The organism is Streptomyces sp. NPDC088762, from assembly GCF_044750905.1.
In the GTDB taxonomy this organism is placed as follows: domain Bacteria; phylum Actinomycetota; class Actinomycetes; order Streptomycetales; family Streptomycetaceae; genus Streptomyces.
On the sequence record NZ_JBIVKT010000004.1, the window covers coordinates 185,429 to 208,427 of the forward strand.

Below are 22,999 nucleotides of genomic sequence, written 5' to 3' on the forward strand. Positions count from 1 at the left end.
ACGTCGAGGTGGTTGTCCCGCTGGGAGACCGAAGCGATCCCCGAATTCGCCGCCGCACTACCCGCAGGCGCGATGTTGAACGACCCGTGCTTGTCCCACGGCCCGTTATCCCACTTCCCATCCCACCACTGCGACCGCACCGAACCGTCCGGACCGAGCCAGAAGACGTCGAGGTGGTTGTCCCGCTGGGAGACCGAAGCGATCCCCGAATTCGCCGCCGCACTACCCGCAGGCGCGATGTTGAACGACCCGTGCTTGTCCCAAGCCCCGTTATCCCACTTCCCATCCCACCACTGCGACCGCACCGAACCATCCGGACCCACCCAGAACACATCAAGGTGATCGTCCCGCTGAGAAACCGAAGCGATCCCCGAATTCGCCGCCGCACTACCCGCAGGCGCGATGTTGAACGACCCGTGCTTGTCCCACGCCCCGTTGCCCCACTTCCCATCCCACCACTGCGACCGCACCGAACCATCCGGACCCACCCAGAACACATCAAGGTGATCGTCCCGCTGAGAGACGCTGCTGATGCCACGGAAGGGTTGCGTGGCCGGGGGCCGGGGAGGCGGCGGGGGCTGTGGGACCGGAGCGGCGCCCCCGGGCGGAATGGCCCGCTCGCCGCCGATGTTGCCTGCGGCGGTGTACCGGCACACCACGACCCACCCCGTGGTGTCACCCACGGGGACGCCCTCCTTTACGCCACAACCGACCGCAGTCGTGGACGACGAGGGGGACATCCACACCATCTGGGAGTAATGGCCCCACGCACGGTAATTGGTTCCGGGGGCCGCCTTGCTGTCGACCGGGGCGTTGTTGTCCGCGTCGAATTTGGATTTCTCGGCCAGCCAGCTGTCCAACGCCCTCACCGGACGCGCCGGTCCGGGGAAAGCGCTGAAAAGGTTCTCCCCCTCGTGGCCGTTGGTCTCCCGGTTGCTGTGGTGGAGCCGGCCGCCCTGAGTGGACTCGGGGTCATCGGCCCACGCCTGCGCGTCGCAGGCGAGTCTGGCGTTCCAGACAACGGAAACCACGGGAAGGCCGGGGTTGTATTTCTGGATGGCCGCTCGGCGGGCTTCGTTGTGGACACGGACGATCTCGGCGGCGTCGGCGGAACTGACCGCCGAGCCCGTGCCGGGCGGGGGGTCGGAGGAAGGGCAGAGGGGAGCTTTCCGCTCGGACGCGGGCACCGGGACAGCAGCTGCATAGGCGGAGGCAGCCGTGGTCGAGCCCATCATGGCGAGGCCGCAGATGACCGCGGCGGCTGTGGCGAAGGCGTTGCGTTTCATCGGCCACCTCGATGCGGGTTTCGTCGAAGGACAGCGTTCCGGGATGCCGTGCTTCGGCGCCCGCGCCGCCAGACCTGGCTGCCCTCGGGCGCGGATCATCCGCGGACCGCGAGTCATCGCACGCCGGTCGATGGGATGATCTTCACCCGTTCGGCGTAGACGTGCACGCTCAGCGGCCACCCAATTGCTCCGTCCGGGTGAATCTCCGGCCTGCGGTTGCGAACAGACCGGTATCGCGCGACGGCCGGCGCAGGCTGCCGCCGGACCGTGCGAGCCGACGGGGCCCGCTACGCTTGATGTCGGAAAACGGCCAGCCGGTGGGGGGCGGACCCCGGATGCTGGAGCCATGCACACCGACACCGAGCGCTGCGTCAGAGCCGTGCAGTCGAAGGACGCCCGCTTCGACGGATGGTTCTTCACCGCCGTCCTGACCACCCGGATCTACTGCCGGCCCAGCTGCCCCGCCGTGCCGCCCAAGGTCGAGAACATGACCTTCCTGCCCAGCGCCGCCGCCTGCCAGCAGGCCGGCTTCCGGGCCTGCAAGCGGTGCCGGCCCGACACCAGCCCCGGCTCCCCCGAGTGGAACGCCCGCGCCGATGCGGTCGCGCGCGCGATGCGGCTGATCCAGGACGGGGTCGTGGACCGGGAGGGGGTCCCGGGCCTCGCCGTCCGGCTGGGGTACTCCACCCGCCAGGTGGAACGGCAGCTCAACGCCGAGCTCGGCGCCGGCCCGCTCGCCCTCGCCAGGGCCCAGCGCGCGCAGACCGCCCGGCTGCTCATCGAGACCTCCGAGCTCCCGATGGGCGACGTGGCCTTCGCGGCCGGGTTCTCCTCCATCCGCACCTTCAACGACACCGTCCGCGAGGTCTTCGCCGTGGCCCCGAGCGAGCTGCGGCAGCGGGCGGTGAAGGCGAGCCGCGCCAAGAACGCCGCGCCCCGGATCCCGGGGACCATCGGTCTGCGGCTGCCGTTCCGGGCCCCGCTCAACCCGGACAACCTCTTCGGGCACCTCGCCGCGACCGCCGTCCCCGGCGTCGAGGAGTGGCGCGACGGCGCCTACCGCCGGACCCTGCGCCTCCCCTACGGCACCGGCGTCGTCGCACTCACCCCGCAGCCCGACCACATCGGCTGCCGCCTCGCCCTGACCGACCTGCGCGACCTCACCATCGCCATCAGCCGCTGCCGCTGGATGCTCGACCTGGACGCCGACCCCGAGGCCGTGGACGGGCAGCTGCGCTCCGACCCGCTGCTGGCCCCCCTGGTGGACAAGGCCCCCGGCCGCCGGGTTCCCCGTACGGTCGACGCACAGGAGTTCGCCGTACGGGCGGTCCTCGGCCAGCAGGTCTCCACGGCGGCGGCGCGCACGCACGCGGCCCGCCTGGTCACCGCCCACGGGGAGCGGGTCGAGGACCCGCTGGGCGGGCTGACGCACCTCTTCCCCTCCCCGCAGGCGCTCGCCGCCCTCGACCCCGAGTCCCTGGCCCTGCCGCGCAGCCGGCGCGCCACGCTCACCACCCTGGTGTCGGCGCTCGGCGACGGCTCGCTGCCGCTCGGCATCGACAGCGACTGGGAGGCCGCGCGTGCGCAGCTCTCGGCGCTGCCGGGCTTCGGCCCCTGGACCACCGAGGTCATCGCGATGCGGGCGCTCGGCGACCCCGACGCGTTCCTCCCGTCCGACCTCGGCGTACGGCGCTCCGCGCGGCGGCTGGGGCTGCCCTCCACCCCGTCCGCGCTGACCGCCCGCGCGGCCGGCTGGCGGCCCTGGCGCGCGTACGCCGTGCAGTACCTGTGGGCCACCGAGGACCACGCCATCAACCACCTGCCCGTCTGAGGAGCATCCAGCCATGAGCGTCAAGCAGCACACCGTCGTCGACAGCCCCTACGGCCCGCTCACCCTGGTCTCCACGGACGGCGTCCTCAGCGGCCTCTACATGGTCGGGCAGCGCCACCGCCCGGCCGAGGAGTCCTTCGGGGAGCGGGTCGCGCCCACCGAGGAGCCCTTCCCGGCGGTGACCCGTCAGTTGACCGCGTACTTCGCCGGGGAGCTCACCGCGTTCGACCTCCCGCTCCGGCTGGAGGGCACCGACTTCCAGCGCAGCGTGTGGGACCAGCTGGTGCGGATCCCCTACGGCGAGACGTGGTCGTACGGGCGGCTCGCCGCCGAGCTCGGCAAGCCGAACGCCTCGCGCGCGGTGGGCCTGGCCAACGGGAGGAACCCGATCGGGATCATCGTCCCCTGCCACCGGGTGATCGGGGCCTCGGGCGGCATGACCGGCTACGGCGGCGGGGTCGAGCGCAAGGTGCGGCTGCTGGCGTTCGAGTCCGGGAGCGGCGTCCTGGTCCCGGCCTACACCACGAGCAGCGGGACGAGCAGCGCGAAGGCGGCGCCCGCCTCGACGGCGTAGCCGTAGAGCGAGGGGTGCTGGACGGGGGCGGCGAGCAGGACCACGCTCTGCCGGGCGGCGGCGGCCTCGACCCAGTCGGCGTCGGCGCCGAGGTTGCCCTGGTACCAGCCCTCGCAGGAGCCGGGGCCGCTGACGGCGAAGAGGTCGTCCTCGCGGCGGTAGAAGGCCTGCCACTGGGGGGAGGGCACGGACCAGCCCTCGAAGTCGGTGAACTGGGCCCAGCCGCCGTCGCGGATCGCGGTGTCGAACAGCCAGACCGGCGTCCCCTCGGGGGTGACTTCACCGCCGGCCTGCTGGTCGGTGGTGAAGTGGACCATGGGCAGGGCGTCGGGCCCGTCGGCGGTGCTGGGCCAGGCGTACATCGTGATCATCAGCTGATTCTGTCCTGCTCGCAGTAAGCCCGGTGTTACGAGGGGAGCGGGCGCCGGCCGTTCTCCAGCTCCGCGGCGCCCTCGCCCGACCGCAGGACCCGGTAGGCCTCTTCGATGCGCAGCCCGAGCGCGAGGGGGAGGTACGCGGTGAGTTCGGAGGGCTCGACCAGCCGCCAGGAGATCAGCTCCTCCTCCTGGAGCCTGATGGAGGCGAGCCGGTCGGCGTCCAGCACCCCGCCGTCGTACACGTAGGCGACGAGCGGCGGGCGGCCCGGGCCGAGGGTCCAGTCGACGGCGAGGAGGCGGCCGAGCGGTACGTCGATGCCGATCTCCTCGGCGCTCTCGCGGCGGGCGGCCGCGCGCGGTGACTCGCCCCGGTCCGACTCGATGGTGCCGCCCGGCAGGGCCCAGCCCTCGCGGTAGTTGGGCTCGACGAGCAGGACGCGGCCCTCGGTGTCCCGGTAGAGGGCGGCCGCGCCGGCCAGCACCCGGGGCAGGCTCGCGATGTACGTGGCGTAGTCATCGGTGGTGGTCACCCGGTCACCCTACCGAGGGCCGGGCGCCGGGTCCGCCGGTCCGTCGGGCCCGCCCGGCCCGTCCTCGCGGTCCCGGCCCTTCGACTCCGCGACGCGCCGCAGCCGCGGGTGGCGGGCGGGCGCCCGCTCGGTGACGGCGTCGCCGACCACGGCCCGGACCGCGTCGCCCAGCCCGTGCAGCGCGTGGTGGCGGCCCGGTCCGGCGCCGGGGTCCTCCCGGAGTTCCTTCACCAGGGCCCAGCAGAGCACCAGCATGACGATGACGAACGGCAGTGCGACCAGGATGGTGGCGGTCTGGAGGGATGTGAGGCCGCCCGCGACGAGGAGTACGGCGGCGACGGCGGCCATCAGCACGCCCCAGGTGACGACCAGCCAGGTCGGCGGGTGGAGGGAGCCGCCGCTGGTGAGCGAGCCCATGACCAGGGAGGCGGAGTCGGCGCTGGTGACGAAGTAGGTCATGACCAGGGCCATGGCGACCCACGAGGTGAGCGTGGGGACCGGCAGCGCGTCCAGCATGGCGAAGAGCGAGGCCTCGGTGCCGTCCTTGATCGTGGCGGCGAAGTCCACGGCACCGGTGGAGTCGAGGCGGATGGCGGTGCCGCCCATGACGCAGAACCAGACGATCGTGGCGCCGCTGGGGACGAGGAGCACGCCGATGAGGAACTCGCGGATGGTGCGGCCGCGCGAGATGCGGGCGATGAAGGTGCCGACGAAGGGCGCCCAGGAGAGCCACCACGCCCAGTAGAAGATCGTCCAGGCGCCGAGCCACGTGGCGTCGGTGAAGGCGCCGGTGCGGCTGGCCATGGGGAGGAGCTCGTCCAGGTAGCCGCCGACGCCGGCGGGGATCACGTCCAGGATGTGGACGGAGGGGCCGAGGACGAAGACGAACAGCATCAGGCCGGCGGCGAGCACGATGTTGATGGTGCTCAGCCACTTCACGCCCTTGTGGAGGCCGGAGAAGGCGGAGAGCACGAAGGCCGCCGAGAGCGAACCGATGATGACCAGCCGGACGGTGGTGGAGTCCTGGACTCCGGTGGTGATGCCCAGCCCCTTGGAGACCTGGAGCGCGCCGAGCCCGAGGCTGGTCGCGGTTCCGAAGACGGTGGCGAACACGGCCAGCAGGTCGATGGCCTTGCCGGGCGGGCCACCCGCCCGCTCCTCGCCCATCAGGGGCACGAAGGCGGAGCTGAGACGGTTGCCGCGCCCCTTGCGGAAGGTGGCGTAGGCGAGGGCGAGGCCGGTGATGCCGTAGATCGCCCAGGGGGTGAGGGTCCAGTGGAAGAAGGAGTACTCCATGGCCGCGAGGGCGGCGCCGCCGGTGCGGGGGGCGGCCCCGGAGGCGGGGGGCGGGTTCAGGTAGTGGGTGAGCGGCTCCCCCACCCCGTAGAACATCAGGCCGATGCCCATGCCGGCGCTGAACATCATGGCGATCCAGGCGAGATGGGTGAACTCCGGCTCGGAGCCGTCGGCGCCGAGCCGGATCCGGCCGAAGCGGCTGACGGCGAGGACGACGCACATCACGAGGAAGAGGTCGGCGGCGATCACGAACAGCCACGCGAAGTTGTCCAGGACCCAGGCGAGTGCGGTGCTCGACGCGGTGTCGAAGGAGCCCTTGGCCAGGGCGGCCCACGCGACGACGGCCAGCACGGCGATCACGCCGACCGCGACGACGGTACGGTCGGGCGCGGCGTCGGCCACGCCGTCCGCGGGGCCTTCCGGGGGCCCGCCTGGGGAATCCGGACGTGGCTGTTCCAGTGAATCCGCGATCATGTGGCCCCACTATGGGGGCGTATATCCGTATTTAGCGCCATGGCGCGCCGGGTGTGTCCCAGGCCACGCATGGGCATAGGAGGATCCTCCGGATACCCTCAGGGTGGCGCGACTGCACTGTTCGATAGCAAGGGATTAGCAAGGTGACGGACGGAGCAGTAACTGAGGCCGCGCGCGTGCTCATCGCCGCGGACAAATTCAAGGGCTCGCTCACGGCCGTTCAGGTCGCGGAGCGGGTGACGGCAGGCCTTCGCAGGGCCGTACCGGGCGTGGAGATCGAGACCCTCCCCGTCGCGGACGGCGGCGACGGCACGGTCGCGGCCGCTGTGGCGGCCGGTTTCGAACGCCGGGAGGTACGGGTCACCGGGCCCCTCGGCGACCAGGTCACGGCCGCTTTCGCCCTGCGCGACGGCACCGCCGTGGTCGAGATGGCGGAGGCCTCCGGCCTGCAGCTGCTGCCGAAGGGCACCTTCGCCCCGCTGACGGCCACCACGTACGGCTCGGGCGAGCTGCTGAAGGCCGCGCTGGACGCGGGCGCGCGCTCGATCGTCTTCGGCGTGGGCGGCAGCGCCACCACGGACGGCGGCGCGGGCATGCTGGCGGCGCTGGGCGCGGTGTTCCTGGACGCGAACGGCGAACCGGTCGGCCCGGGCGGCGGCGCGCTGGCGTCCCTGGCCTCGGCGGACCTGTCCGGGGTCGACCCCCGTTTCGCGGAGGTGGAGTTCGTCCTCGCGAGCGACGTGGACAACCCGCTGACCGGCCCGAAGGGCTGCGCGGCGGTCTACGGCCCGCAGAAGGGGGCCTCCCCGCAGGACGTGGCGACGCTGGACGCCGCGCTGGCGCACTTCGCGGTGGTGCTGGAGAAGTCGATCGGCGCGAAGGCGGCCGAGTGCGCGGTGCTGCCGGGCGCGGGTGGCGCGGGCGGCATCGGCTACGGGGCGCTGCTCCTCGGTGCGACGTTCCGTCCCGGGATCGAGCTGATGCTGGAGGTGCTGGGCTTCGCTCCGGCGCTGGAGCGGGCCACGCTGGTCATCACCGGCGAGGGCTCGCTGGACGAGCAGACGCTGCACGGCAAGGCCCCGGCGGGTGTCGCGGCCGCCGCGCGCGCCGCGGGCAAGCCGGTGGTGGCGGTCTGCGGGCGGCTGCTGCTGAGCCAGGAGGCCCTGGAGGCGGCCGGCATCCGCCGCGCCTACCCGCTGACGGACCTGGAGCCCGACCCGGCCAAGTCCATCCCGAACGCGGGTCCGCTGCTGGAGCGCGTCGCGGCCGGGATCGCCGCCGACATCCTCTGACCCCCGATCCCTCGAGGCCCGGTCCCCCGCGTGGGGGTACCGGGCCTCACCCGTTCCCCGCCGTCCCCGGGCGCCGCTGCCGCGTGCGGCCGGGGACGTCGTCGAACCGCACCCGGAGGGCCGGGGAGGCCGTGCGCGGCAGGGGCGCCTGCGGAGCCGCTCCCAAACCCCCTGGACAGTGTTAGAAATGGCTCATGACCGGACGATTTGGTCGTCAGCCGACCGGATGGGGCCCGCGACTGCGCGCGCGCCTGGCCCGGGGGCTGCACAGCGTCGCCGGTCAGGTCTTCGCCCTCCAGGCGGTGATCGTGCTGCTGCTGATCACCGCAGCGGCCGTGGCCCTGGTGGTCCAGGCCCGCTACGACAGCACGCGCGAGGCGCGCAACCGTTCCCTCGCCGCCGCCGAGGCCTTCGCCCACGCCCCCGGCCTGCCCGCCGCGCTGAAGTCGGCGGACCCGACCGCCGAGCTCCAGCCGCTGGCCGATGCCGCCCGCAGGGCCTCCGGCGTCGACTTCATCGCCGTGATGAGCACCGACGGGGTCCGCTACACCGACTCCCGGCCCGAGCTGATCGGTCAGCGGGCCACCGGCGACCTGGCCCGCGCCGCCGCCGGGGAGTCCTTCACCGAGAGCTTCCGGGGCGAGCCGAGCGACGCGGTGCGGGCCATCGTGCCCGTACGGGACGCGAGCGGCGCGGTCATCGGCCTGGTCGGCACGGGCATCGAGGTGGTCAACGTCAGCGACGCGGTCGCGGACCAGCTCCCGCTGCTCCTCGGCGCGGCCGCCGGGGCCCTGCTGCTCGGCACCGGAGGCGCGGCCCTGGTCAGCAATCGGCTGCGGCGCCAGACCCACGGCTGGGGCGTCGCCGAGATGACCCGGATGAACGAACACCACGAGGCCGTCCTGCACGCCGTACGCGAGGGCGTGCTCATCATCGGCGCCGACCGGCGGCTGGTCCTCGCCAACGACGAGGCCCGCCGGCTGCTCGACCTGCCGCCCGACGCCGAACAGCGGCACGTCGGCGATCTCGGTCTGGACCCGCGCACCGCCGAGCTGCTCGCCTCGGGCCGGTCCGCCACGGACGAGGTGCACCTGGCGGGCGACCGGCTGCTCGCGGTCAACGTCCGCCCCACCAAGCCGTACGCCGGCCAGCCCTCCGGCACCGTCATGACCCTGCGCGACACCACCGAGCTCGCCGCGCTCTCCGGCCGGGCCGAGGTGGCCCGCGAGCGGCTCCAGATGCTCTACGAGGCGGGCGTGCGGATCGGGACGACCCTGGACGTGGTCCGCACCGCCGAGGAGCTGTCGGAGGTCGCCGTGCCGCGCTTCGCGGACTTCGTCACCGTGGAGCTGCTGGAACCGGTGCTGCGCGGCGACGAGCCCTCGTCGGCCGACGGCGTGTACACCGAGATGCGGCGGACGGCCATGACGGCCGTCCGCACCGACCACCCGCTCCAGCCGGTCGGCGACGTCGTCCGGTTCGACGTGGCGACCGCGCCGATGGCGGCCGCCCTGCACGCCGGACACGCGGTGCTCGCCGCCGACCTGAACGCAGCGATGGGCTGGCGGGCCCAGGACGCCGACGGGACCCGGGTCGCCCTCGACTACGGGCTCCATTCGCTGATCTCCGTACCGCTCCAGGCCCGCGGCGTGGTGCTGGGCATGGCCAACTTCTGGCGGGCCGCCGACACCGCGGAGTCCTTCGACGAGGAGGACCTGTCCTTCGCGGAGGAGCTGGGGGCGCGCGCGGCCGTCTCCATCGACAACGCCCGGCGCTTCACGCGCGAGCACGCGACGGCCGTGGCCCTCCAGCGCAGCCTGCTGCCGCGGGTGCTGCCCGACCAGACCGCCGTGGAGGTCGCCTTCCGCTACCTGCCGGCGAAGGCGGGGGTGGGCGGGGACTGGTTCGACGTGATCGCGCTGCCGGGGGCGCGGGTGGCGCTGGTCGTGGGCGATGTCGTCGGTCACGGGGTGCACGCCGCGGCCACGATGGGGCGGCTGCGGACCGCCGTGCACAACTTCTCCACCCTGGACCTGCCGCCGGACGAGCTGCTCGGGCACCTGGACGAGCTGATCAACCGGATCGACCAGGACGAGACCGGAGACCGCGGCGGCGGCGAGGAGGGCGCGGACGGGGTGGGCGAAGCCGCCGGGATCACCGGCGCCACCTGCCTGTACGCGATCTACGACCCGGTGTCCGGGCGGTGCGTGATGGCCAGCGCCGGGCACCCCGGGCCGGCGCTCGTCTCCGAGGGCGGCGAGGTGGAGTTCCCCGAGCTGCCGGCCGGGTTGCCGCTGGGCGTGGGCGGCATGCCCTTCGAGGCCACCGAGCTGCAGCTGCCCGAGGGGAGCCGGCTCGTGCTGTTCACCGACGGCCTCGTGGAGGACCGCCACCGGGACTACGACTCCGGCGTGACCCTGCTCGCCGAGACCCTTGCCCGGTCCGGCCGCAGCCCCGAACAGGCCTGCGCGGACGTGCTCGGCGCGATGCTGTACCCGGTGCAGAGCGACGACATCGCCCTGCTGATCGCCGACACCCGGCTGCTGGAGCGGGACCGGATCGCGGAGTGGGAGGTGCCGGGCGACCCGTCGGCCGTATCGCGGGTGCGCAACGCCGGGGCCGCGCAGCTCATGGCCTGGGGCCTGGAGGACATCTCCTTCACCACCGAGCTGATCCTCAGCGAGCTGATCACCAACGCCATCCGGTACGGGAGCGCGCCCGTCCGGGTCCGGCTGCTGCGCGACCGCAGTCTGATCTGCGAGGTCTCCGACGGCAGCAGCACCGCCCCGCACCTGCGCTACGCGGCCACCACCGACGAGGGCGGGCGCGGGCTGTTCCTCGTGGCGCAGTACTCCGAGCGGTGGGGCACCCGCTACACGGAGCGCGGCAAGGTCATCTGGGCCGAGCTGCCGCTGACCGGCGGCGCCGAACCGCCGGCGCCGGTCCCGTTGGACCTGGACGCGCTGGAGGACCTGGCCTGGTGAGCGGGTGAGCCGCGTGAGCCGGCCCCCGGACGGACCCGGGCGTGGCGCAGGCCGTTGAGGCCGGCGGCGCAGGGGTCACACGGGCCGGGTCCGGGCCAGCAGGACCGCCACGTCGTCCTGCGGGGCGCGCGGCAGCAGGCTGTCCAGGATCCCGTCGCACAGTTCCTCCAGCGGCCGCTCCACCCCGCGCAGGGCCCGCCCCAGACGGTCCATGCCCTCGTCGAGGTCCCGGTCGCGGGCTTCGATGAGGCCGTCGGTGTAGAGCACGAGCAGGCTTCCCGGGGGCAGCGGCACCTCCTCGGTGCGGAAGTCCCGGCCGCCGGTGCCCAGCGGGGTTCCGGGCGGGCCGTGGAGGAAGGTGATGGTGCCGTCGGCGGCGGCCACGGCTGGGGGCGGGTGTCCGGCGCGGGCGATCACGCAGCCGCCCGATGCCGGGTCGTGGACGGCGTAGACGCAGGTGGCCATCTCGTCCTCGCCCAGGTCGGCCACGACGGCGTCGAGCGAGCGGAGCATCCGCGCCGGGGGCACGTCGAGGCGCGCGAGGGTGCGTACGGCGGTGCGCAGCTGTCCCATGACGGCGGCCGCGTGCACGCCGTGGCCCATGACGTCCCCGATGACCAGCCCGGTGCGGCCGCCGGGCAGCCGGATGACGTCGAACCAGTCGCCGCCGACGTCCTGGTCGCTGGCCGGCAGGTAGCGGCCTGTGAGCTCGAGGCCGGTGACCGCCGGCAGCGCGCTGTTGGTGAGGCTGCGCTGGAGGGTGAGGGCGGCCTGCCGCTGCCGGGTGTACATCCGGGCGTTGTCGATGTTGAGGGCGGCGCGGGCGACGAGTTCGTCGAGGAGGACGCGGTCCTCCTCGTCGAAGGGCTCGCGGTCCCGGAGCCGGGTGACGGCGACCGCACCCAGTACGGTGCCGCGCGCGACCAGCGGGATCATGCGCGCGGAGCCCAGGGTGGCGAGGTAGCCGCGCAGGGCCCCGGCGCGCGGGTCGGTGATCAGCGCCGGGACGTCGGAGGCGTAGAGGTTCATGGGCCGGCCCTCCGCGATCACCCGTTCGTAGACCGAGTCCGGGGGGATCCGGAAGGTCTGGCCGGGGGCGAGTTTCGCGGTGGGGGCGTCCGGGTCGGGGAAGGAGGCCGCCAGCCGGCGCATCAGCCCGCGCGTGGAGGCGGTGGCGACGGCGCTCTCGTCGGGGCCGAGGACCGCTTCGAGGAGCTGTACGTCGGCCGAGTCCGCGAGCTGCGGTACCAGGAAGTCGACGATCTCCTGGGCGGTCTGCCGCAGATCCAGGGTGGTGCCGATGCGGGTGCCCGCCTCGGCCAGCAGGGCGAACCGCTGGCGGGCCCGTTCGGCGTCGGCCTGGGCCCGCTGGCCCTCGGTGATGTCGATGAGGGAGGCGATGAGGCCGAGGCGGCGCCCGGAGCCGTCGAGCAGCGGCGCGTAGGAGCAGGACCAGGTCCGGTCGTGCTCCGGGTCGGCGGGGGTGCGCCCGGTGCGCCGCACGTCGACGACGGCCGTGCCCCGGTCGAGCACCCGCTGCATCATCGCCTCCAGCGCGGTGGCGTTGACCCCCGGCACCACCTCGGTGAGCCGTCGGCCGAGGTGTTCGGCGGCGGAGACGCCGTTCATCCGGGCGAGGGCGTCGTTGACCCGCAGGAAGCGCAGGTCGGGGCCGAGGGTGGCGAGCCCGATGGGCGACTGGGTGAAGAGGCTCTGGAGGGCGGCCAGGGAGTCGCGCATGTGGAGGACCTCGGAGGTCTCCACGGCGATGAGCATGGCCCCCGTGCGGCCCTTCGGGTCGGCGGCGGGGACGATCCACATCTCCATCGCGACGCGGTGGCCGTCGCGGTGGCGCACGGGCAGGGTGCCGACGACGGTCTCGCCCGCCTGGACCCGGCGGGTCAGCTGGTCGGCGAGCTCGCGGTTGGCCTCGGGGACGAGGACGGCGGTGCCGCGGCGGCCGAGGACGTCCTCGGGGCGGTGGCCGAGCAGGTCCTGGGCGGCGAGCGACCACTCCACGACCCGGCCGTCCGCGTCCTCCCGCCAGAGGGCGATCGGCAGCAGCTCGCGGAGCACGCCCGCATAGCCGACAGCCGCCACCGGCGGGTCCGGCAGCGCGCTCGTCGACTGGTACGTGTCCAATGCACCGACCTCACCGCGGGGGGCCCGATTCCTACCGATTCACCCTATCTGAGGCGTCGACGCCGGGCTCTCCGTCCGGCGCTTCCGGGCAGTCCACTCCCAGGTCTTGACTCCGGAGAAATAGGGAGGAAACTCATCAATACACCGGAATACCGGAAAGAGCCGCACCTCCCTTTGGAGACGTCCAGAGGCCCGCGTGACCCTGTTCCAGGCTCTGGCCAGGCCCCCGGCAGCACTTGCGAGCCACGGGAGCCATCGGCGACGGCGGATGGCTCATGGCATCGACGAGACTGCCGGGGACTGTCGTGTCCGGGCACCTTCGCCCGCCCCCGCATCCACGCCCGGACCCGTACCGGTCCCCGTCCCGAGGACGACCGCCGCGATACCCTGCGCCAGGAACGGGATGCGGTGCGCCGGGATCCCCGCGATGTTGATCCGCCCCGATGTCGTCCCGTAGATCGCGAACTGCCTGCGCAGCCGGAGCATCTGCTCGGCCGAGAGCGGCAGCATCGAGAACATGCCCTTCTGCCGCGCCAGCGACCGGGCCTGCGCCTCGCAGCCCAGGGCGCTCAGGTGGGTGGTCAGGTCGGTGCGGTTGGCCGCGATACGGCCCCGCATGACGTCCAGTTCCGCGCGCCACAGGGCATGCAGCCGCTCGTCCTCCAGGATCGTCGTCACGACGGCCGCCCCGTGCTCGGGCGGCATCGAGTAGAGCGTCCGGGCGGCGTTCTGGAGGGTCGTCTCGGCGTGCCGCACGGCCCGGCCCGACGCGCCGAGGACGATCGCGCAGCCGGTGCGGTCGCTGTAGAGGCCGAAGTTCTTCGAGCAGCTGACGGCTATGAGCATCTCCGGGACCCGCGCGGCGAGCATGCGGGTGGCCGCCAGGTCGGCTTCCAGGCCCCCGCCGAGTCCGTGGTAGGCGAGGTCGACGAAGGGCACCCAGCCGTCCCGGACGGCCAGGTCGGCCAGCGCCGCCCAGTCCTGCGGCGACGGGTCGACGCCCGAGGGGTTGTGGCAGCAGCCCTGGAGCAGCACCACGTCGTCCCGGCGGGCCGCGCTCAGCTCGCGCAGCACTCCCGCCGCGTCGAAGCCTCCCTCCGCGTCGACCCACCCGAACGGACGCACCCGCAGCCCGGCGGCCTCCAGGATGGGCCGGTGGTTGACGTAGGCCGGGTCGCTGATCCAGACCGTGGTGCCCGGGCGGGTCCGGCAGATCAAGTCGGCCAGCAGCCGCAGCGCGCCGGAGCCCGCGACGGTCTGGACGGCGGCGGCCCGGCCCGCGGCGCCGTCGCCCGCGCCCAGGACCATCTCCACCAGGGCGCGGTTGAACCCGGTGTTGCCGGACAGGCCCCGGTACTCCTTGGACGCGGAGCGTTCCGCCAGGCGGATCTCCGCCTCGCGGACGGCCGCCATGACGGGCGTGCGGCCGGCGGCGTCGCGGTAGACGCCGAGGACGAGGTTGAGGCGCTCGGGCCGCTCGTCGGCCGCGTACTCGGCGGTCAGGTCCCACAGCGGGTCGGTGGGCGGCGGCGGGAGGAGCTCAAGCATCTGCGGGAACCTCGGGGCGGGGGTGGGGGCGGACGGGGGAACGGCGGTTGGCGAGGACCACGCCGGCGGTGATGAGGGGTACGCCGATGAGGACGGCGAGGGTGGGCGACTCGTCGAGCAGCGGGATGGCGAGCAGCACGACGGCGACGGGGCTGAGGCTGCCGACGACGGCGCTGCGCTCGGCGCCCAGCCGGCGGATGGCGTAGGCGTACAGCAGGCCGGCGCACAGGCCGACCCCCAGCCCCTGCACCACGAGGAAGAGGGCGATGTCGCCGACCGCCGCGTGGGCGAGACCGGTGGGGAGCATCCCGGTCAGGACCAGGAGCCCGATCACCGCGAAGGAGGGCAGGCACAGCAGGCCGATGGAGCCGACCGGATCGAGGTCCACGTCGCGCAGGCCCACGGTGTACAGGGCCCACAGGCCGCTGGCCACGAGCAGCGTGCCCGCGCCGGCCAGGACACCGGTGTCCACGGGGACGACGTAGCGCCAGACGAGGGCGATGACGCCGACCGCGATCAGCGCGAGCCCGGCCGCCTGGGTGCCGCGGGGCGCGCGGTGGCCGCGGGCGACCATGAGGGCGGAGACGAAGAGCGGGACCATGCCGGGCACGATCGAGCCGACGAAGGCGGCCGAGGTCAGGGCGCCGCCGTGCATCGCGGCGAGGAAGAACGGCACCCCCGCCCCGCAGATGATCTTCACCGCGGCGCCCGGCCGGACCGCCGCGATGCGCCGGCGGCGGCGCCACAGCGCGGGCGCCAAGGCCACGAGCGGGACGCCGAACCGCAGCAGGGCCGCGTCGGCGGGCAGCAGGGTGGACGCGCTCAGCGCGCGGGCGCTGAGCGCGAAGGCGGCCCAGATCGACACGGTCACCAGCAGCGCCAGGGTGCCCCGGGCCTGGGAGGAGAGCCCGCGCCGGCTGGGGTGTCCGGCGCGCGGGCCCGCCACATCGGGAGGCGCGGCCGCTGGGGAGGTGTTCGTCGCGACCAAGGGAAAGTGCTCCAGCCTCTGAGACCGGACCGGTCTGGTCCGTCCCTGGCAACGCTAGGGCTTCGGGCGGGGCAGCCGATTGCCAGTTCTGCCGCTCGGACATACGTTTGGGGCAGAATCTGCCAAGGAGTGGGCGTGGACGCAGTCGATCTGCAGATCATCCGGGAATTGCAGGCCGACGGACGCCTGACCAACCAGGAGCTCGCCGACCGGGTCCGGCTCTCCCCGTCGCCCTGCCTGCGCCGGGTCCGGCGCCTGGAGGAGGCGGGCCTCATCCGCGGCTACACGGCCATGGTCGACCAGGTCGCCTTCGGGCTCCCGGTCACGGTCTTCGTCCGGATCAGGCTGGAGCGGCACACGGCGGAGGCGGTCCGGCTCTTCGAGGAGCACGTCGCGGTCATCGAGCACATCCAGGACTGCTACCTGATGGCGGGCAGCAGCGACTACCTGCTCCGCGTCGTCATCGAGGACCTGGAAGCCTACGAGGCGCTGGTGCGCCACCGGATCCACGCCATTCCCGGCATCGCCTCGATCGAGTCGAGCTTCGCCTTCGGCAGCGTCAAGCAGTCGAGGACGTACCCGCGCCCGGCTCCGGGCAGGACGCGCTGATCACGGGCCGGCGCAGGGCGGGCCTTCACCGGGGAGGTCGGCCCCTCAGGGTGCGGGCGGCCCCTCAGGGGTGCCGGTGCCGGCCTGGCCGGCGAAGGCCGCGTAGGCCTTCTCGTCGAAGAGGACGAACCGGACCTCCTCCACCGCGGTCCGGGCCTCCCGTACGGTCTGCACCGCGATCCGCGCCCCGTCGTCCATGGGCCACCCGTAGATGCCGGTGGAGATGGCCGGGAAGGCGACCGTACGGGCCCCCAACTCATCGGCGACCCGCAGGGATTCGCGGTAGCAGGAGGCGAGCAGCTCCGAGCGGTCCTCCTCGCGGGACCAGACGGGGCCGACGGTGTGGATGACGTGCTCGGCGGGGAGGCGGCCGGCCGTGGTGGCGACGGCCCGGCCCGTCGGCAGACCCTTGCCGTAGTGCGAGCGGCGCAGGTCCTCGCAGGCGGCCAGGATCTCCGGTCCCCCGCGCCGGTGGATGGCGCCGTCGACTCCGCCGCCGCCGAGCAGCGAGGAGTTCGCGGCGTTGACGATCGCGTCGGCCTTCTCGGCGGTGATGTCGCCGCGGACCAGGGTGATGCGGACCATCACGAGTCCTTTCGCAGGTGGCGCCAGACGGCCTTGGCCGCGTTGTGCCCGGACATGCCGTGGACCCCCGGGCCGGGCGGGGTCGCCGAGGAGCAGATGAAGACGGCCGGGTGGGCGGTGGCGTACGGGAAGAGGGAGAGCCTGGGGCGCAGCAGGAGCTGGAGTCCCGACGCGGCGCCGCAGGCGATGTCCCCGCCGACGTAGTTGGGGTTGCGGGCGGCGATCTCGGGCGGGCCGGCGGTGGCGCGGGCCAGGACCAGGTCGCGGAAGCCCGGGGCGAAGCGCTCCAGTTGGCGTTCGACGGCGTCGGTGAGGTCTCCGCCCCAGCCCGCGGGGACGTGGCCGTACGCCCAGAACACGTGCTTGCCCGCCGGTGCGCGGCCGGGGTCGGCGAGGCTGGGCTGCGCGGTGATGAGGAAGGGATTGCGCGGGGCGCGGCCGCCTGTGGCGAGCTGGAGGGCGGCGTCGATGTCGCGGGCGCGCGGGCCGATCTGGACGGTGCCGGCCCGGCGGGGCTCCTCGGCGGTCCAGGGGACGGGGCCGTCCAGGGCGTAGTCGATCTTGAACGCGGCGGCGCCGTACCGGTAGCCGTCGTAGGCCCGCCCCAGCCGGGCGATCCGGGCCAGCGCCGTCGGTGAGGTGTCGAAGACGTAGGTGCGGGCGGGCGGGAGGTCGTCGAGCCGTTTGACCTCGAAGCCGGTGTGGACGACGCCTCCGAGGTCACGCAGGTAGGCGGCGAGGGCGTCGGAGATGGACTGCGAACCGCCGCGCGGCATCGGCCAGCCGTTGGCGTGCGCGGCGAGTGCGAAGACCAGGCCGACGGCGCCGGTGGCGATCCCGTCGAGAGGGGCCATGACGTGCGCGACGAGCCCCGCGAACAGGGCGCGCGCCCGCTCGTCGCGGAACCGGCGCAGGAGCCAGGTGGAGGGGGGCAGTCCGGCCAGCCCGAAGCGGGCGAGGGTGAGCGGGTCGCGGGGCAGCGCGGTGCTCGGCAGGGACATGAAGTCCCGGGCCAGGGTGTCCCACTTGCCGAGGAACGGCTCGACGAGCCGCCGGTAGGTGCCCGCGTCCCGGGGCCCCAGGGACGCCGCCGTCTCCGCGACCGAGCGGGACAGGACGGCGGCGGTGCCGTCGTCGAAGGGGTGCGCCATCGGCAGCGGGGCGTGCAGCCACTCCAGCCCGTACCGCTGCAGCGGCATGGTGGCGAAGACCGGCGAGCCGACGCCGAGCGGGTGCACCGCCGAACAGGGGTCGTGCCGGAAGCCGGGCAGGGTGAGCTCCTCGGTCCGGGCTCCCCCGCCGACCGTGTCGGCGGCTTCGAAGACGGCCACCGAGAAGCCGCGCCGGGCCAGTTCGACGGCGGCCGTCAGCCCGTTGGGCCCCGCCCCCACCACGACCGCATCGAGAATCGACGGCACTTGCGACTCCTTCGTCCGGCGGCGCCTGCATTCCCACCATATTCCGCCCGCCCGGGCGGACCGACCGCGTCCACGGCCGGAGAACCCCTATGCGCCCCGGAGCAGATCCCGGATCCGTACGGCGGTGGCCTCGTCCCGTCCGACGGCGAACGGCAGCTCGTTGTCCCGGTCCACCCGGAAGGGAACCCCGGCGACGGTGCTCTGCGCCCCGCCCGCCTCGGCGACCAGCAGCAGACCGGCCGCGTGGTCCCAGGCCGAGGGCCAGGTGAAGGCCAGGCCGTCCACCTCGCCGCGGGCCACCCTCAGGTACTCCAGGCCCGCCGAACCGCACGGGCGGGCGGCGACCCCGGGCACGTCCAGGCGGCTCAGGGCCCGCTTGTCCGCCTCGGAGGTGTACAGCGGGTGGGCCATGGCCACGCGCAGCTCGGCACCCGGCTCGGGGGAGCCGCTGTGGATCCGCTCGCCGTTGACGTACGCGCCCTGCCCGCGCACGGCGGTGGCCATGTCCTCCAGGGCCGGGGCGTAGGTCCAGGAGGCGAGGATCTCCCCGCGCAGGGCCAGCGCCACCAGGGTGCAGAAGGCCGGGTCCCCGTTCACGAACTGCCGCGTGCCGTCGACCGGGTCCACGATCCACACCGGCGCGTCGGCGCGCAGCGCCCCGTAGACGGTCGGGTCGGCGTGCACGGCCTCCTCGCCGACGACGGCCGAGCCGGGCAGCAGCCGGGTCAGGGCGGCCGTGAGGTGCTCCTCCGCCCTGCGGTCGGCGATGGTCACCAGGTCGTGCGGGCCGCTCTTCTGGTCCACCTCGTGCTCGGCGAGCTGCCGGAACCTCGGCATGATCTCGACCGCCGCCGCCTTGCGGACGGCTTCTTCCACGTCGGACAGGCCCTGGGCCAGGAACTCATCGATCATGCCCCCATCACACCACGCCCCGCCGACAATCCCCACCGCCGGTCCGCGGCGCCCGGCCGGACACCGGGTGGACTTCCGGTGAACCGGCCCGTCCCGGCGGCGCGGCGCAGGTCAGCGGGAGGGGCGGCTGTGCCACATGAGCGCCGTGTACAGGAGCAGGGACGACGCCAGGCCCACCGCCCAGCCGTAGTCCGCCAGCGGGCGCAGGAGCGGGATCAGGCCGTCCTCGGGGAAGGGGCCCTTGCCGGGGGCCGAGTGGGAGCCGCCGATGGCCAGGACGCCGCCGACGAGGAAGGCGGCGACCGCCCGCGGGTTCCAGCCGTTGGCGTACCAGTACGGCCCTTCCGCCCGGTAGAGGTCGGGCAGCGACAGCCGGGTGCGCCGCAGGATCCAGTAGTCGGCGATCAGGATGCCGGCGACCGTGCCGAGCAGACCGCCGACGAGACCGAGCCAGGTGAAGATGTACAGCTCGGGGGTGGAAGTCAGCTTCCACGGCATGATCAGTACGCCGACCACTCCCGTGATCAGCGCCCCCCTGCGGAAGTTGACGAGCCGGGGCGCCAGGTTGGCGAGGTCGTACGCCGGGGAGACCACGTTCGCCGCGATGTTGACCGAGATGGTCGCGACGAGCACCGTCACCAGGGCGTAGAGCAGCCCGAAGACGTTGTCGGTCTTGCCGACCAGCTCCACCGGGTCCCAGATCGGCGTGCCGTACACCGCTTCCGAGCCGGAGGTCACGAAGACCGACAGCAGCGCGAAGAGGGTCATCGTCGTCGGCAGCCCCAGGGACTGGCCGAGGATCTGGGAGCGCTGTCCGGCTCCGAAGCGCGTGAAGTCCGGGATGTTGAGCGAGAGGGTGGACCAGAAGGCGATCATCCCCATCAGCGAGGGGAAGAAGACCGGCCAGAAGTCCGCGCCCCAGCCGAGCCGGGACGGCTGGTCGAGCAGTTCGCCGAAGCCGCCGGCCTTCACCCCGATCCACACCAGCAGCACCAGGGCCCCGACGATGACGAAGGGCGCGGCCCAGTTCTCGAAGCGCCGCAGGGTCTCCATCCCCCGGTAGATGATGGCGAGTTCGAGGGCCCAGAAGAGCACGAAGCACAGCCACAGCGTCCAGGGCTGGCCGGCGATCTCCCCGGCGTCCGCCCAGCCGCCGAAGATCTTGCCGAGCAGGACGAAGATCCCCGAGCCGCCGATCCAGGTCTGGATCCCGAACCAGGCGCAGGCCACGGCCGCCCGGATGAGCGCGGCCAGATTGGCCCCGCGCACTCCGAAGGAGGCCCGCGCCAGCACCGGGAACGGGATCCCGTACTTGGGGCCGGCGTGCCCGGTGAGCAGCATGGGCACCAGCACGATCAGGTTGGCCAGGGCGATGGTGAAGACGGCCTGTTTCCAGTCCATCCCGAGGGCCACCAGGCCGGAGGCGAGCAGCCAGGAGGGGATGTTGTGCGCCATGCCGACCCACAGGGCCGTGAAGTTGTACGTCGTCCAGCGCCTGCCCTCGACCGGTACGGGGAGCAGGTCGGTGTTGGCGAACCGGCCGTCGGAGGGGATGTCGCCGGGCGCGAGCTCGACGCGGTCCCCCGTGCCGCCGGTGTCGCCCGTGCCGCCGGTGTGGCCGATCGTGTGGTCCCGCATGCGCGCGCGTCCCTTCGGGTGGGAGGGGTCAGGATCTGAAGGCGGGGATGACGTGCAGGCCGTAGGCGTCGATGGTGGCCTCCCTCGCGTCGTGCATGTCGTAGAGGGCGAACTGGTCGACGCCGAGGTCCTGCAGGGCCCGCAGTTTCTCGATGTGGGCCTCGACCGGTCCCAGCAGGCAGAAGCGGTCCACGATCTCGTCGGGGACGAAGTCGGTCGACGGGTTCCCGGCTCGGCCGTGGTGGCTGTAGTCGTATCCCTCGCGGGCCTTGATGTACTCGGTGAGTTCGTCCGGGACCATGGAGGAGTGCTCCCCGTAGCGGCCGACCAGGTCGGCGACGTGGTTGCCGACCATGCCGCCGAACCAGCGGCACTGGTCGCGGGCGTGCGCGAGGTCGTCGCCCACGTACGCGGGGGCCGCCACGCAGATGGTGATCTCGGCCGGGTCGCGGCCGGCCGCCGTCGCGGCTTCGCGGACCGCCTTGACCATCCACTCGGTGAGGTAGAGGTCGGCGAGCTGGAGGATGAACCCGTCCGCCTTCTCGCCGGCGAGCGCGAGCGCCTTGGGCCCGTACGCCGCCATCCAGACCGGGAGGCGGCCGTCCCGGACCCACGGGAGGCGCACCGGGTTGCCGTCGACGAACGCCTCGCGGCCCTCCGCCAGGTCGCGGATGACCTCGATGGCCTCGCCGAGGCGGGCCAGGGTGTTCGGTTTGCGCCCGGCGACCCGCATCGCCGAGTCCCCGCGGCCGATCCCGCACACGGTGCGGTTGCCGAACATGTCGTTGAGGGTGGCGAAGGTGGAGGCGGTCACCTCCCAGGTGCGGGTGCCCGGGTTGGTGACCATCGGGCCGACGTGCAGCTTGCGGGTGTGCTCCAGGATCTGGCTGTAGATGACGAACGGCTCCTGCCACAGCACGGCGGAGTCGAAGGTCCAGCCGTAGCGGAAGCCGTTGCGCTCCGCGCGGCGCATCAGGCTGATGACCTGCGAGGCGGGCGGGTCGGTTTGCAGGACGAGGCCGAAATCCATGGCTGGCTGCTCCTTGCGTGCGCTTGGGGGGTGTCCGGTGGATCAGGGGCGGACCCGGGCCCGGCCCTGATCCACCGGACACCCCTACAGGTACTGGCAGGTGGAGCGGTGGACGAAGGCACCGTGTCCGGCCCGGCCGGTGAACTCGCGCCGGTCGATGACGAGTTCGCCGCGCGAGAGGACCGTGTCGACGCGTCCGGTGATCCGCTTGCCCTCGTACGCCGAGTAGTCCACGTTCATGTGGTGCGTCTCGGCGGAGATGACCTGCTCGGCGTGCGGATCGTAGAGGACGATGTCGGCGTCGGAACCGGGCGCGATGGTGCCCTTGCGGGGATACAGGCCGAACATCCGGGCCGGGGTCGCGCAGGCGATCTCGATCCAGCGGCGGCGGCTGATGTGCCCGTCCAGGACGGCCTGGTGGAGGAGGTCCATCCGGTTCTCCACCCCCGGCAGCCCGTTGGGGATCTTGGAGAAGTCGCCGCGGCCCAGCTCCTTCTGGCCGCGGAAGCAGAAGGGGCAGTGGTCGGTGGAGACCACCTGCAGGTCGTTGGTCCGCAGCCCCCGCCACAGCGCCGCCTGGTGTTCGCGGGGGCGCAGCGGGGTGGAGCAGACGTACTTGGCGCCCTGGAAGTCGGGCTCGGCGAGGTTGTCGGTGGACAGGAACAGGTACTGCGGACAGGTTTCCCCGAAGACGGGCAGGCCCTTGTCGCGGGCCGCGGCGAGCTCGGCCACCGCCTCCTCGGCCGAGACGTGGACGACGTACAGCGGGGAGCCGGCGACGCGCGCCAGCTGGATGGCACGGTGCGTGGCCTCCGCCTCGAGGAGCACCTTGCGGACCTCGCCGTGGTGGCGGGGGTCGGTCTCCCCGCGAGCCAGCGCCTGTTCGACGAGGACGTCGATCGCGATGCCGTTCTCGGCGTGCATCATGATCAGCCCGCCGTTGGAGGAGGCCCGCTGCATGGCGCGCAGGATCTGCCCGTCGTCGCTGTAGAACACACCCGGATAGGCCATGAACAGCTTGAAGGAGGTGATGCCTTCCCCGACGAGGAGGTCCATCTCCTTCAGGGTGCCCTCGTTGACGTCCGAGAGGATCATGTGGAACGCGTAGTCGACGGCGCAGTGGCCGTCGGCCTTGTCGTACCAGGTGTCGAGCCCGGCGCGCAGGGGCCGGCCCACACTCTGCACGGCGAAGTCGACGATGGTGGTGGTGCCGCCCCAGGCGGCGGCCCGGGTCCCGGTCTCGAAGGTGTCCGAGGCGGAGGTGCCGCCGAAGGGGAGCTCCATGTGGGTGTGCGCGTCGACCCCGCCCGGGATGACGTACTTCCCGCTGGCGTCGATCGTACGGTCGGCCGTCCAGGCCTCGGCGGCGGCCGAGCCGTGCGCGGCCAGGGCCGCCACGCGGCCGTCCTCGATCAGGACGTCCGCGTGCAGTTCGTCGGCGGCGGTGAGGACCAGGCCGTCGCGGATCAGGGTGCGGGTGCTCAT

Annotated in this window: 18 protein-coding genes; 5 read left to right on the forward strand and 13 right to left on the reverse strand. The window is 73.2% G+C overall.

Going from position 1 to position 22,999, the window contains the following annotated elements; all coding sequences use genetic code 11:
- Nucleotides 1–1,286: CAP domain-containing protein (locus ACIP5M_RS12360; RefSeq protein WP_401195482.1), on the reverse strand; the 1,286-nt coding region annotated here is incomplete at its 3' end.
- Nucleotides 1,287–1,632: 346 nt separating this feature from the next.
- Here ACIP5M_RS12360 and ACIP5M_RS12365 point away from each other — a divergent pair.
- Nucleotides 1,633–3,117 (forward strand): AlkA N-terminal domain-containing protein, encoded by a 1,485-nt coding sequence (locus tag ACIP5M_RS12365; RefSeq protein WP_401195484.1) that lies wholly within the window; start codon nucleotides 1,633–1,635, stop codon nucleotides 3,115–3,117.
- Between the two features lie 13 nt (nucleotides 3,118–3,130).
- On the forward strand, nucleotides 3,131–3,691 hold the full coding sequence (locus tag ACIP5M_RS12370) for a methylated-DNA--[protein]-cysteine S-methyltransferase (protein ID WP_401195487.1): 561 nt from the start codon (nucleotides 3,131–3,133) through the stop codon (nucleotides 3,689–3,691).
- Here the strand turns inward: ACIP5M_RS12370 and ACIP5M_RS12375 are convergent.
- Genes ACIP5M_RS12375 through ACIP5M_RS12385 form a run of 3 tightly spaced genes read right to left on the reverse strand, consistent with a single transcriptional unit; the run spans nucleotide 3,634 to nucleotide 6,368 of the window.
- On the reverse strand, nucleotides 3,634–4,062 hold the full coding sequence (locus tag ACIP5M_RS12375) for a hypothetical protein (RefSeq protein ID WP_401195490.1): 429 nt from the start codon (nucleotides 4,060–4,062) through the stop codon (nucleotides 3,634–3,636). The two genes, ACIP5M_RS12370 and ACIP5M_RS12375, sit on opposite strands and share 58 nt — an antisense overlap.
- Before the next feature lie 35 nt (nucleotides 4,063–4,097).
- The gene (locus ACIP5M_RS12380) at nucleotides 4,098–4,598 is read right to left on the reverse strand and encodes an NUDIX domain-containing protein (RefSeq protein WP_401195492.1); all 501 of its coding nucleotides are present in this window, start codon (nucleotides 4,596–4,598) and stop codon (nucleotides 4,098–4,100) included.
- Between the two features lie 9 nt (nucleotides 4,599–4,607).
- Nucleotides 4,608–6,368, reverse strand: coding sequence for a BCCT family transporter (locus ACIP5M_RS12385; protein ID WP_401195495.1), 1,761 nt, complete (start codon nucleotides 6,366–6,368; stop codon nucleotides 4,608–4,610).
- A gap of 143 nt (nucleotides 6,369–6,511) precedes the next feature.
- Here ACIP5M_RS12385 and ACIP5M_RS12390 point away from each other — a divergent pair, with 143 nt between their 5' ends.
- Together ACIP5M_RS12390 and ACIP5M_RS12395 are read left to right on the forward strand one after the other, a co-directional pair.
- A complete protein-coding gene (locus tag ACIP5M_RS12390) occupies nucleotides 6,512–7,660 on the forward strand; it encodes a glycerate kinase (RefSeq protein WP_401195496.1) in 1,149 nt (382 codons plus the stop codon).
- A gap of 194 nt (nucleotides 7,661–7,854) precedes the next feature.
- Nucleotides 7,855–10,644, forward strand: a complete 2,790-nt coding sequence (locus tag ACIP5M_RS12395) for a SpoIIE family protein phosphatase (protein ID WP_401195497.1) — start codon at nucleotides 7,855–7,857, stop codon at nucleotides 10,642–10,644.
- A gap of 75 nt (nucleotides 10,645–10,719) precedes the next feature.
- On the opposite strand, the gene ACIP5M_RS12400 is transcribed toward ACIP5M_RS12395, so the two are convergent.
- The 3 genes from ACIP5M_RS12400 to ACIP5M_RS12410 all read right to left on the reverse strand — a co-directional run bounded on the left by ACIP5M_RS12400 (nucleotide 10,720) and on the right by ACIP5M_RS12410 (nucleotide 15,322).
- The gene (locus ACIP5M_RS12400) at nucleotides 10,720–12,786 is read right to left on the reverse strand and encodes a SpoIIE family protein phosphatase (RefSeq protein ID WP_401195499.1); all 2,067 of its coding nucleotides are present in this window, start codon (nucleotides 12,784–12,786) and stop codon (nucleotides 10,720–10,722) included.
- Nucleotides 12,787–13,059: 273 nt separating this feature from the next.
- Nucleotides 13,060–14,334 carry an aromatic amino acid transaminase gene (locus ACIP5M_RS12405; RefSeq protein WP_401195502.1) on the reverse strand — a complete coding sequence of 425 codons (1,275 nt, stop codon included), beginning with the start codon at nucleotides 14,332–14,334 and terminating at the stop codon, nucleotides 13,060–13,062.
- A complete protein-coding gene (locus tag ACIP5M_RS12410) occupies nucleotides 14,327–15,322 on the reverse strand; it encodes a DMT family transporter (RefSeq protein ID WP_401195504.1) in 996 nt (331 codons plus the stop codon). Before ACIP5M_RS12410 ends, ACIP5M_RS12405 begins: the two co-directional genes overlap by 8 nt.
- A 135-nt stretch (nucleotides 15,323–15,457) precedes the next feature.
- Here ACIP5M_RS12410 and ACIP5M_RS12415 point away from each other — a divergent pair, with 135 nt between their 5' ends.
- Nucleotides 15,458–15,931 (forward strand): Lrp/AsnC family transcriptional regulator, encoded by a 474-nt coding sequence (locus tag ACIP5M_RS12415; RefSeq protein ID WP_401195506.1) that lies wholly within the window; start codon nucleotides 15,458–15,460, stop codon nucleotides 15,929–15,931.
- A 45-nt stretch (nucleotides 15,932–15,976) separates the two neighbouring features.
- On the opposite strand, the gene ACIP5M_RS12420 is transcribed toward ACIP5M_RS12415, so the two are convergent.
- From ACIP5M_RS12420 to hydA, 6 genes are all read right to left on the reverse strand, one after another.
- Nucleotides 15,977–16,516: an O-acetyl-ADP-ribose deacetylase gene (locus ACIP5M_RS12420; protein WP_401195508.1), complete on the reverse strand. Its 540-nt coding sequence runs from the start codon at nucleotides 16,514–16,516 to the stop codon at nucleotides 15,977–15,979.
- A complete protein-coding gene (locus ACIP5M_RS12425; RefSeq protein ID WP_401195511.1) occupies nucleotides 16,516–17,934 on the reverse strand; it encodes a phytoene desaturase family protein in 1,419 nt (472 codons plus the stop codon). Before ACIP5M_RS12425 ends, ACIP5M_RS12420 begins: the two co-directional genes overlap by 1 nt.
- Nucleotides 17,935–18,021: 87 nt before the next feature.
- Entirely contained in the window at nucleotides 18,022–18,846 is an 825-nt protein-coding gene (locus tag ACIP5M_RS12430; protein WP_401195514.1) for an inositol monophosphatase family protein, read from the reverse strand.
- A gap of 111 nt (nucleotides 18,847–18,957) precedes the next feature.
- Nucleotides 18,958–20,484: an NCS1 family nucleobase:cation symporter-1 gene (locus ACIP5M_RS12435; RefSeq protein WP_401195516.1), complete on the reverse strand. Its 1,527-nt coding sequence runs from the start codon at nucleotides 20,482–20,484 to the stop codon at nucleotides 18,958–18,960.
- A gap of 28 nt (nucleotides 20,485–20,512) precedes the next feature.
- On the reverse strand, nucleotides 20,513–21,514 hold the full coding sequence (locus ACIP5M_RS12440) for a TIGR03842 family LLM class F420-dependent oxidoreductase (RefSeq protein ID WP_401195517.1): 1,002 nt from the start codon (nucleotides 21,512–21,514) through the stop codon (nucleotides 20,513–20,515).
- A gap of 84 nt (nucleotides 21,515–21,598) precedes the next feature.
- Nucleotides 21,599–22,999 carry a dihydropyrimidinase gene (gene hydA / locus ACIP5M_RS12445; protein WP_401195519.1) on the reverse strand — a complete coding sequence of 467 codons (1,401 nt, stop codon included), beginning with the start codon at nucleotides 22,997–22,999 and terminating at the stop codon, nucleotides 21,599–21,601.

What these genes read in the sequence shown, in the direction of transcription:
- ACIP5M_RS12365 (WP_401195484.1), top strand. Translation starts at nt 1,633, where the DNA reads ATGCACACCGACACCGAGCGCTGCGTCAGAGCCGTGCAGTCGAAGGAC.
- ACIP5M_RS12370 (WP_401195487.1), top strand. Translation starts at nt 3,131, where the DNA reads ATGAGCGTCAAGCAGCACACCGTCGTCGACAGCCCCTACGGCCCGCTC.
- ACIP5M_RS12375 (WP_401195490.1), bottom strand. Translation starts at nt 4,062, where the DNA reads ATGATCACGATGTACGCCTGGCCCAGCACCGCCGACGGGCCCGACGCC.
- ACIP5M_RS12385 (WP_401195495.1), bottom strand. Translation starts at nt 6,368, where the DNA reads ATGATCGCGGATTCACTGGAACAGCCACGTCCGGATTCCCCAGGCGGG.
- ACIP5M_RS12395 (WP_401195497.1), top strand. Translation starts at nt 7,855, where the DNA reads ATGACCGGACGATTTGGTCGTCAGCCGACCGGATGGGGCCCGCGACTG.
- ACIP5M_RS12405 (WP_401195502.1), bottom strand. Translation starts at nt 14,334, where the DNA reads ATGCTTGAGCTCCTCCCGCCGCCGCCCACCGACCCGCTGTGGGACCTG.
- ACIP5M_RS12420 (WP_401195508.1), bottom strand. Translation starts at nt 16,516, where the DNA reads ATGGTCCGCATCACCCTGGTCCGCGGCGACATCACCGCCGAGAAGGCC.
- ACIP5M_RS12430 (WP_401195514.1), bottom strand. Translation starts at nt 18,846, where the DNA reads ATGATCGATGAGTTCCTGGCCCAGGGCCTGTCCGACGTGGAAGAAGCC.
- ACIP5M_RS12435 (WP_401195516.1), bottom strand. Translation starts at nt 20,484, where the DNA reads ATGCGGGACCACACGATCGGCCACACCGGCGGCACGGGCGACACCGGC.
- ACIP5M_RS12440 (WP_401195517.1), bottom strand. Translation starts at nt 21,514, where the DNA reads ATGGATTTCGGCCTCGTCCTGCAAACCGACCCGCCCGCCTCGCAGGTC.
- hydA (WP_401195519.1), bottom strand. Translation starts at nt 22,999, where the DNA reads ATGAGCACCCGCACCCTGATCCGCGACGGCCTGGTCCTCACCGCCGCC.